An 8,651-nucleotide genomic window follows, 5' to 3' on the forward strand; every position below is an offset into this window, starting at 1 on the left:
CCAGCACTGGCCGCGGCCAGCGCCTGGCCGGCATGGGCTGCGCTGCTCCAGAGCACCTCACCGGCCTGATCATCCCGGTTATGGGGCGCCCGTACCGGTGTCACGTCACCGTCTGTGAGCCGCTTGCCATCAATGACGGGCCCTGTCTGCCAGCGCTTGCTCGACCAGCGATCCATGGCCGTCAGCAAAGGTGTTCGTTCTGCTTCTACGTGAATATTCATGCCTCTGGAGTTGGCGCGTTCGGCTCCGAAAATACGCCGTGGCAGAGCAATGCGATCGTTGACCAGAGAATCGTGCTTTTCCAGTTCATCCACCGGGTTTCTGACCAGGTCATCGATGGGCGTGCGGGCGTCCACCAGACGATGGACAAACGAGGAATTGGCGCCGTTTTCCAGCAATCTTCGAACCAGATAGGGCAGCAGATCCTTGTGGGCTCCGACCGGAGCGTAAATGCGGACGGGGATTTGCTCGTTCTCGAGAATGGTGTTGTAAAGCGCATCACCCATGCCGTGGAGTCGCTGGAACTCGAACTTGCGACCCTTGCGTTTGGCCATGGCCAGCACTGACGCGACCGTGTGAGCATTATGGCTGGCCAGCTGCGGGTACAGGGCACCCTTGGTGTAGTCGCTCAGCAAAAACCGGAGACAGGCCAGATAGGAGGTATCGGTGGCTTCCTTGCGGGTGAATACCGGGTAGCCCTCGGTACCCATTTGCTGGCTCAGCTTGATTTCCGTATCCCAGTAAGCCCCTTTGACCAGCCGTACGGGTATCTCGTCACCCTGCTCCTTGGCCAGCTTGTTAAGCCAGCACAGCACCGGCAATGCCCGTTTCGAATAGGCCTGCACCACCACACCAAACCCGCTCCAGCCTTTGACTACGCTGCTGGTAAACACTTTTTCAAACAGCTTCAGTGACAGCTCCAGGCGGTCCATCTCTTCGGCGTCGATGGTAATGGAGACGTCCTGTTCGCGGGCAAAGCGCAGCAGGTCGGTCACCGTCTCGCACAGCTCGGTCAGCACCCGGTGTTCCTGGGCTTCATCGTATCGGGGGTGCAATGCGGACAGCTTGATGGATACGGAAGGGTGTGGCTGGTCCTGACGGACAGGCTCACTGCCAACCCGGGCGATGGCATCGCGATAGGATTTCAGGTAGCGTGCTGCATCGTCCCGGGTCATGGCGGCTTCGCCGAGCATATCAAACGAGTAGGTATAACCCTGATCACGATATTCCCGGGCGTTTTTCAGAGCCTCGCCAATATCCCGGCCCAGTACAAACTGTTTGCCCATGATAGCCATGGCCTGGTACATGGCGCTGCGGATGACCGGTTCGCCACTACGCTTGACCAGTCGCTTCCAGATGCTGGACGGAGCGCCATCCAGCCGCTTGTCCATTTTCACCACCCGCCCGGTCAGCAACAGCCCCCAGGTCGACGCATTCACCAGGGTCGACTCACTGCGACCGACGTGGGTTTTCCAGTCCGCGTCTGAAATCTTGTCGTGAATCAGTGCGTCAGCCGTGTGCTTGTCAGGTATCCGCATCAGCGCCTCGGCCAGACACATCAGCAGGATGCCTTCCTGGGTATCGAGACTGTATTCCTGCAGCAGCGCATCGATCATGTGAACCGAATCGTCCTGCTTGCGCACTTTCTCGATCAGTCGGGTTGCAGTGTCGGTGACCGCCTTTTTTTCGGCGGCATCACTGCGGGCAAGCTTCATCAGGTCACTGACGTAGTCGGCCTCATCGACCGAATAATTGGCGGTGATAGCCTGCCAGAACCAGGAACGGGGCTGTTCCTGGACGACCGGTCCGAGCACATTGGATGCAGAAAACATATCAGCCCTCTTCGAATACAGTTTTTTACATTCCTGTAATCTAGACCCGGAACCGGGTTAAAGCTGTCAACTTTCTACGGGATGATGTCAAATTCCTATGATAATTGCGGGCAATACCTACCGGGCAATCCGTGACTCCACCCTATCGGGCTCACAGATCAATTACGCTGGCGAAGTCCGGAGGGTGTAACCCCCCGATGCTTGCGCAGGGCACTGGTGAGCGCGGACTGGCTTGAAAAACCGGTACGGGAACTCACCTCTGCCACTGACATACGCGTGGTGCGTATCAGCTGGCTGGCCTGATCGAGCCGGGTATTAAGCAGGAACTGATAAGGACTGGTTGCCATGACCTGACGGAACACTTCATGGAAGCGGCTGGGGCTCAGGCAGGCCATCTCGGCAAGCTGCTCCACGGTGATGCGCTGGTTCAGATGTTCCAGGACAAAGCGTCGAAGGGTTTCCGGATCAAAGGCTGTCCGTCGCGGCGAGGATTCAGCCACCTTCCGGTTCAGCCGGTCTGCCAGTGCCAGCAATATCGCGGTGGCAAGATGGTTGCGAATACCGGGATCGGAATCCGAGCGGCGGATTTCACCGGCGGAAAGCTGCACCAGTTGCTGCAGGTGATCATCAAGCTCCACCACCGCCGGTCTCAGAAACAGACGGCTGATAGCGACGAAGTCGTTGTAGTAGTGCTCCGCCACCGGGGGGTGCCAGGCGTCCACGTTGATGACCAGCACCTGATTTTCCTGACCGCCCGAGAATTCATGGCGAATTCCCGCTGGCACCAGACAGGCCCGCCAGGTATCCAGCCGGCCATCACTGCCGGCCACACTCACCTCGGCGCCCCCGTATATACCGACAACGGCCTGGTGGTGCTCATGGCTGTGCAGATGGGTAAAGCCTGGAAGGGTCTGAAGCCTTGCTGTCAACATGACAACCAGCACCTGTAAGGTTGCGATCTTTTATCCGGTTAAGTTACGGACCACATCGCCTACCAGATCAGCAATCTGCTGACTGACCTCATCAAGACTCCGGGAGGCATCCACCACATGGTAGCGCAGCGGGTCGTTCTGCGCCCGCTGCAGATAACAGTCGCGGATGCGCTGGAAGAAGGCCAGTTGCTCCTGCTCGAAACGGTCCGGAACACTGCGGGCCCGGGCCCGGGCCATGCCGGTTGCCACCGGAGCATCCAGAAGAATCACGTGGTCGGGGCGCATATCGCCCTGAACCAGCTGTTCCAGCAATTCAATACGCTGCCGGGGCACACCCCGGCCACCCCCCTGATAGGCATAGGTGGCATCGGTAAAGCGGTCACACAACACCCATTGACCCGCCTCAAGGGCAGGGATGATCTTGCCATGAACGTGCTGAGCCCGGGCGGCAAACATCAGCAGCAATTCGGTCAGCTGGTGCACCGGCTCATCTCTCGGGGCCAGCAACAATTCCCGGATAGCCTCCGCCATGGGTGTACCGCCGGGTTCGCGGGTAACGACCACCTCGATACCGGCCCGCTCAAGGGTGTCACGGGCAATCTGTATCTGGGTCGTCTTGCCGACGCCCTCACCCCCCTCAAACGTAATAAACCTGCCGCGACCCATCAATTACTGGCCTCCGTTCTGAGAGGCCGGTGCGGGGGAAGACCGATACCCCTCACGACGATTGAGCTGGAACTCGCGAACGGCCCGCTGGTGATCTTCCAGGGTGCGGGAGAATTTATGGGTGCCATCGCCCCGGGCTACAAAATAGAGGGTCTCGCCATCGGCCGGATGCAGGGCCGCATTGATGGCCTCGCGGCCGGGCAAGGCAATGGGCGTAGGCGGCAGGCCGTGAATCCGATAGGTGTTGTAGGGCGTGTGGGTTCGCAGGTCCCGGCGGGTAATCCGACCCTGGTAGCTATCCCCCATGCCATAGATCACGGTGGGATCAGTCTGCAGGCGCATGCCGATTTCCAGCCGACGGACAAACACCCCCGCGACGTCACGCCGCTCATGGGGCGCACCGGTTTCACGCTCGACAATGGAGGCCATGACCAGTGCCTCATAGGGATTGTCGTAGGGAAGATCGTCCATCCGTCCGGCCCACTCTTCTGCCAGCACCAGGTTCATCCGCTCAAAGGAACGGCGCAGCAGGTCAAGATCCGATTCACCACGGGTGTAGGAATAGGTGTCGGGAAAGAACCGCCCTTCAGGGTGATCGCCCTCGGCACCGAGCGCCGCCATGACCTCTTCATCTGTCCACCCGGTTGTCAGCTGCTCCAGGTGTTCGGTACCAGCCAGCACCGCCCGCACATCCTGAAAGCGGGTGCCCTCGATAAACTGAACGAACCGGCTTTTGGTACGGCCGCTGACCATCAGACCGATCATCTCCAGCGGACTCATGCCCGGCATGAATTCATACTCACCGGAGCGGATGGCGGTCACGTCCGGGTGGGCTCGGCCATAGAGCTGGAGCCAGAACGCATCCGCCACCAGACCTTGCTCCGCCATGTCCCGGGCTACCGTCACAAACGCCCGCCCCCTGGGCACATCGAACAACAGCGGCTCCTCCATAGCAACCGGCTGTTCCAGTGCCTGAAAGCCCTGGGAGACCCAGAGTCCGGCCCCTGCCACAACCAGAACGAGCAGCGCCATGGCGCTGAGAGCGAGAGTCTTGATCAAATGTCCTCCAATGGCGGATCGGTAAGGTGATGAATTGTCGCAAGCTCCTCCGGCAGTGGCAACCGAAGGCTGTCCAGGGTGTGTACAGGTATTACACCCATCACACTATTGGTCAGCAGTAGCCCCTCAAAGTCAGGGCTCGCCAGCATTGCCGGGGTCAACGGACGCTCTTCAACGCCGATGCCCGCTGTCGCCAGGCGCTGGCGAACATATCCAAGCATCACCCCGGCCACGGCAACTGAAGCCAGGGCCGGGGTATACCAGTGACCGCGCCAACGGAACAGCAGATTGCAGCGGGTGCCCTCCACCAGTTCGCCCTGTAGATTCAGCATCAGGGCTTCGTAACAGTCATCCGGCATGCTCTGGCTGGCCATTACCTGCTCCAGCCGGTTGAGAGTCTTGAGGCCGGCCAGGACCGGGTTCACGACCAGGGGGATGGCCGAGACACAGGCTTTGACACCCACCGCCGGGTCCGGCAGTGGTGGCAGACCGTGAACCGACACAATCATCCGCGGCGAGGCAGCCTCAGGTGGCCGGTAACCCCGACCGCCACTACCCCGGGTCAGAATCAACTTGATCACAGCTTGCGGGTGCTGGCAGTGCTCAAGGGCCTGCGACAACCCGCGCTGATAATCTTCCGGGGTCAGCGGGATACCCAGGCGACGGGCGCCTGCCAGCATCCGCTGCTGATGGGCAAGTGCCAGCTCCGGACGACCATGGCAAACCCGAACGGTCTCGAACAGGCCATCGCCATAGGCGAGACCACGATCATCCAGCGCTAACCCCTGATCCGTCGCCGTCAGTATCTGCACTAGCTGGCACCTTCTGGCTCGCGAGCACTGTGTCGCACAAAATCCAACCGAAAAAAAAGCCGTCCTGTCACGACAACAGGACGGCTCCAGCCTGGCTTATGAAACCGTCAGGCGATCAGCTGTGGGCGTTGATGTAATCAATCGCGTCCTGAACGCTGGCAAGCTTCTCAGCTTCCTCGTCCGGAATTTCAGTCTCGAATTCTTCTTCGAGCGCCATGACCAGCTCAACGGTGTCCAGTGAGTCAGCGCCAAGGTCCTCTACAAAAGAAGATGAATTCTGAACTTCGGACTCTTTAACGCCCAGCTGTTCACAAACGATCTTCTTAACGCGCTCTTCAACTGTACTCATAATTTCCTCACTTTCATTGTCAACCAGGCAAACATTTGAATGCCAGTTTATGGTAAACCCTACCTGCAAACAAGCAGGGACGATTCTAATGGTTTTGATAATTCGTTGGAATAAAAGGGAACAACCCTTTTACCCCATATACATGCCACCGTTGACGTGGATAGTATCACCGGTCACATAGGCGGCTGCATCGGACGCCAGAAACGCAACAACAGCGGCTACTTCCTCGGGTTTACCGAAGCGGCCCGAAGGTATGACATCCATCATAGCCTGACGCTGACTTTCGTCCAGTTTACGGGTCATATCCGTGTCGATAAAGCCCGGAGCAACACAGTTGGCCGTAATACCGCGATTGGACATTTCCTTGGCCAGGCTGCGGGTAAAGCCTTCCACACCGGCTTTGGCGGCACAATAATTGGCCTGACCCGCATTACCCATACCGGCCACCACGGAACTGACATTGATAATACGTCCCCAGCGGGCTTTGGCCATACCCCGGAGCACGGCTTTACTCATCCGGTACACACTGGCCAGATTGGTTTCAATCACAGCGGCCCAGTCATCGTCTTTCAGACGCATGAGCAGATTATCACGGGTGATGCCGGCATTATTGACCAGGATCAGAGGTGCGCCCGCTTCATCCGCAACTTTCTTGAGGCCGGCCTCAATACTTGCCGGATCTGCCACATCCATCACAATTCCGAAACCGTCAATACCGGCCTCTGCAAACGCCCGGGTGATGGTCTCGGCGCCTTCTGCAGAAGTGGCGGTACCCACTACCTTTGCACCCTGTTTGCCCAGTGCTGCGGCAATGGCTTTGCCAATACCACGGGTTGCACCGGTAACCAGCGCAGTTTTACCTTCAAGAGACATGGAATGCTCCCTTCCGATGAGTTCTGAATCTCCGGCAGGCGATGTCCGCCGGCAGGAGTCCCGGTGAGTCGATCATCAGCCCTGACTGAAAGCGCTCAATGCAGCTTCGAGGCCTTCCGGGGTTTCAATACTGCCCACATACATGTTGCGATCGATACGCTTGGCGAGGCCCGCGAGAACCTTGCCAGAACCACATTCGACCGCCACAGTGACGCCCTCCTCCGACAACAGCGTCATTGAATCTGTCCAGCGCACCGGTGAATATAACTGCTGAACCAGATTCTGCTTAAGGGCTTCTGCGTCCTGTACTACTTCTGCGGTCACGTTCTGCACAACCGGTGTCAGAGCGTTACCAAAATTCACGTCATCCAGTGCCTTCGCCAACTCTTCGGAAGCACCCTTCATAAGCGCACAATGGGAAGGGACGCTGACCGGCAACAGCATGGCCTTGCGGGCACCGCGGGCCTTGCAGGCCTCGATTGCGCGTTCAACAGCGGTCTTGCCACCGGCAATCACCACCTGACCAGGCGCATTGAAATTGACCGCCGACACTACGTCACCATTGGCGGCCTCTTCACAGGCGGCAATGACATCCGCATCTTCCAGACCAAGGATAGCTGCCATACTGCCTTCGCCGGCAGGAACCGCTGTCTGCATCAGCTCACCGCGCAAACGTACCAGCCGCACCGCATCTGAAAAATCCATGCTCTCGGCAGCCACCAGCGCACAGTATTCCCCGAGGCTGTGGCCCGCCAGATAATCAGGCGCCCGGCCACCGGCAATAAACCACTGGCGCCAGAGCGCAATGCTGGCAGTCAGCAACGCCGGCTGGGTGACCATGGTCTGGTTGAGGTCCTCCGCCGGACCTTTCTGACACAGCTCCCAGAGATCATAGCCCAACACGTTGGAGGCTTCTGCAAAGGTCTGTTCGATGACAGGCCAGGCTTCCGCTGCCGCGCTAAGCATACCGACAGCTTGGGAACCTTGTCCCGGAAATATAAAGGCTGTTTTCATGACGAAAATTTTACCGTGGTTGCTGGGTGACTGAGATTAGCCAATAGTACAAGTTATCCGCTTTTCAGACCATGCCGTGTCAGAGGCGGCGGCACCGTAACAGAATGCCGGACCAAAATGACAGCAGGATCACAGCATCAGATCGTCCAGCCGGTCGTTGATACGTCGCGGAACCTCCAGTTCTACCTCTTTCAAAGCCAATGAAATAGCGGCTTTCATGGCCATTTCGTTGGCGTTGCCATGGCTTTTGATGACCACGCCCTGCAGCCCCAGCAGACTGGCTCCGTTGTGACGCGACGGATCCATCTCGCTCATCAGGCGACCTATGATCGGTCGCGCCAACAAACCTACCAGGCGGCTGTAAAAGGTGCTGCTGAACGCCTTCTCGATGAGCTCGATCAGCATTGCTGCGACACCCTCACCGGTTTTCAGCGCCACATTACCGACAAAACCGTCACACACCACGACATCGGCCACGTCACGGAACAGATCACTGCCTTCAACGTAACCGATATAGTTCAGGGTTTCGCACTGGGCCAACATATGGGAGGCAAGCCGCACCTGCTCATTACCCTTGATTTCCTCTTCACCAACGTTCAGCAGCGCCACCCGGGGTTCCGGAATACCGGACACAGCGGAAGCCATCAGCGAGCCCATCAGGGCGAACTGATAAAGGTTCTCGGCACTGGCGTCGACATTGGCGCCAAGGTCCAGCACATGGCACTGGCCCCGCAACGAGGGAATCAGTTTGGTAATAGCCGGCCGCTCGATACCAGGGTACATCTTGAGGATGGAGCGACCAAAAGCCATCAGCGCACCGGTGTTGCCAGCGCTGACACAGCCCTGAGCCTCGCCGTCACGGACCAACCGCAGGGCAACAGCCATAGGATTTGATCACCAGCCTGCCGGGGCCTGGGACGGCCGCTCGTTCATCCTGACCACGTCGGTGGCAGGAACGACCTGAATTCGCGGATGGCCAGAAGCCAACAAGGCCTTGAGCTGGCTCTGGTTACCTACCAGAATCAGCGTCAAGGCCTCATTTTCGGACACGGCATCAAGGGCTGCGGCGACAGCTACTTCTGCACCCCGATCACCACTCATGGCATCGATGGCG

8 protein-coding genes and 1 pseudogene are annotated in these 8,651 nt (G+C 58.5%); all 9 read right to left on the bottom strand.

Annotated features, from left to right (window positions below; genetic code table 11):
- Positions 1 to 1,832: bifunctional proline dehydrogenase/L-glutamate gamma-semialdehyde dehydrogenase PutA (gene putA / locus AAC035_RS15165; RefSeq protein WP_339805603.1), on the bottom strand; the 1,832-nt coding region annotated here is incomplete at its 3' end.
- Between the two features lie 158 nt (positions 1,833 to 1,990).
- Positions 1,991 to 2,764, bottom strand: a complete 774-nt coding sequence (locus tag AAC035_RS15170) for an AraC family transcriptional regulator (protein WP_339805606.1) — start codon at positions 2,762 to 2,764, stop codon at positions 1,991 to 1,993.
- 30 nt (positions 2,765 to 2,794) lie between these two features.
- Positions 2,795 to 3,430 carry a dTMP kinase gene (tmk, locus tag AAC035_RS15175; RefSeq protein ID WP_339805608.1) on the bottom strand — a complete coding sequence of 212 codons (636 nt, stop codon included), beginning with the start codon at positions 3,428 to 3,430 and terminating at the stop codon, positions 2,795 to 2,797.
- A gap of 3 nt (positions 3,431 to 3,433) precedes the next feature.
- Positions 3,434 to 4,489 (bottom strand): endolytic transglycosylase MltG, encoded by a 1,056-nt coding sequence (mltG, locus tag AAC035_RS15180; RefSeq protein WP_339805610.1) that lies wholly within the window; start codon positions 4,487 to 4,489, stop codon positions 3,434 to 3,436.
- Positions 4,486 to 5,301 (bottom strand): aminodeoxychorismate lyase, encoded by an 816-nt coding sequence (gene pabC, locus AAC035_RS15185; RefSeq protein ID WP_339805612.1) that lies wholly within the window; start codon positions 5,299 to 5,301, stop codon positions 4,486 to 4,488. The genes mltG and pabC overlap by 4 nt, the downstream gene beginning before the upstream one ends.
- A 115-nt stretch (positions 5,302 to 5,416) precedes the next feature.
- On the bottom strand, positions 5,417 to 5,650 hold the full coding sequence (gene acpP / locus AAC035_RS15190; RefSeq protein WP_339805614.1) for an acyl carrier protein: 234 nt from the start codon (positions 5,648 to 5,650) through the stop codon (positions 5,417 to 5,419).
- Between the two features lie 129 nt (positions 5,651 to 5,779).
- Positions 5,780 to 6,523, bottom strand: a complete 744-nt coding sequence (fabG, locus tag AAC035_RS15195) for a 3-oxoacyl-ACP reductase FabG (RefSeq protein WP_339805616.1) — start codon at positions 6,521 to 6,523, stop codon at positions 5,780 to 5,782.
- A gap of 75 nt (positions 6,524 to 6,598) precedes the next feature.
- Positions 6,599 to 7,537, bottom strand: a complete 939-nt coding sequence (fabD, locus tag AAC035_RS15200) for an ACP S-malonyltransferase (protein WP_339805618.1) — start codon at positions 7,535 to 7,537, stop codon at positions 6,599 to 6,601.
- 129 nt (positions 7,538 to 7,666) lie between these two features.
- A pseudogene (gene plsX / locus AAC035_RS15205) lies at positions 7,667 to 8,651 on the bottom strand (phosphate acyltransferase PlsX); the annotation flags it as partial.

It is taken from the genome of uncultured Marinobacter sp., assembly GCF_963974375.1.
In the GTDB taxonomy this organism is placed as follows: Bacteria; Pseudomonadota; Gammaproteobacteria; order Pseudomonadales; family Oleiphilaceae; genus Marinobacter.

Coding starts and splice junctions, on each gene's coding strand:
- AAC035_RS15170 (WP_339805606.1), bottom strand. CDS start 2,764: ATGTTGACAGCAAGGCTTCAGACCCTTCCAGGCTTTACCCATCTGCAC.
- tmk (WP_339805608.1), bottom strand. CDS start 3,430: ATGGGTCGCGGCAGGTTTATTACGTTTGAGGGGGGTGAGGGCGTCGGC.
- acpP (WP_339805614.1), bottom strand. CDS start 5,650: ATGAGTACAGTTGAAGAGCGCGTTAAGAAGATCGTTTGTGAACAGCTG.
- fabG (WP_339805616.1), bottom strand. CDS start 6,523: ATGTCTCTTGAAGGTAAAACTGCGCTGGTTACCGGTGCAACCCGTGGT.
- fabD (WP_339805618.1), bottom strand. CDS start 7,537: ATGAAAACAGCCTTTATATTTCCGGGACAAGGTTCCCAAGCTGTCGGT.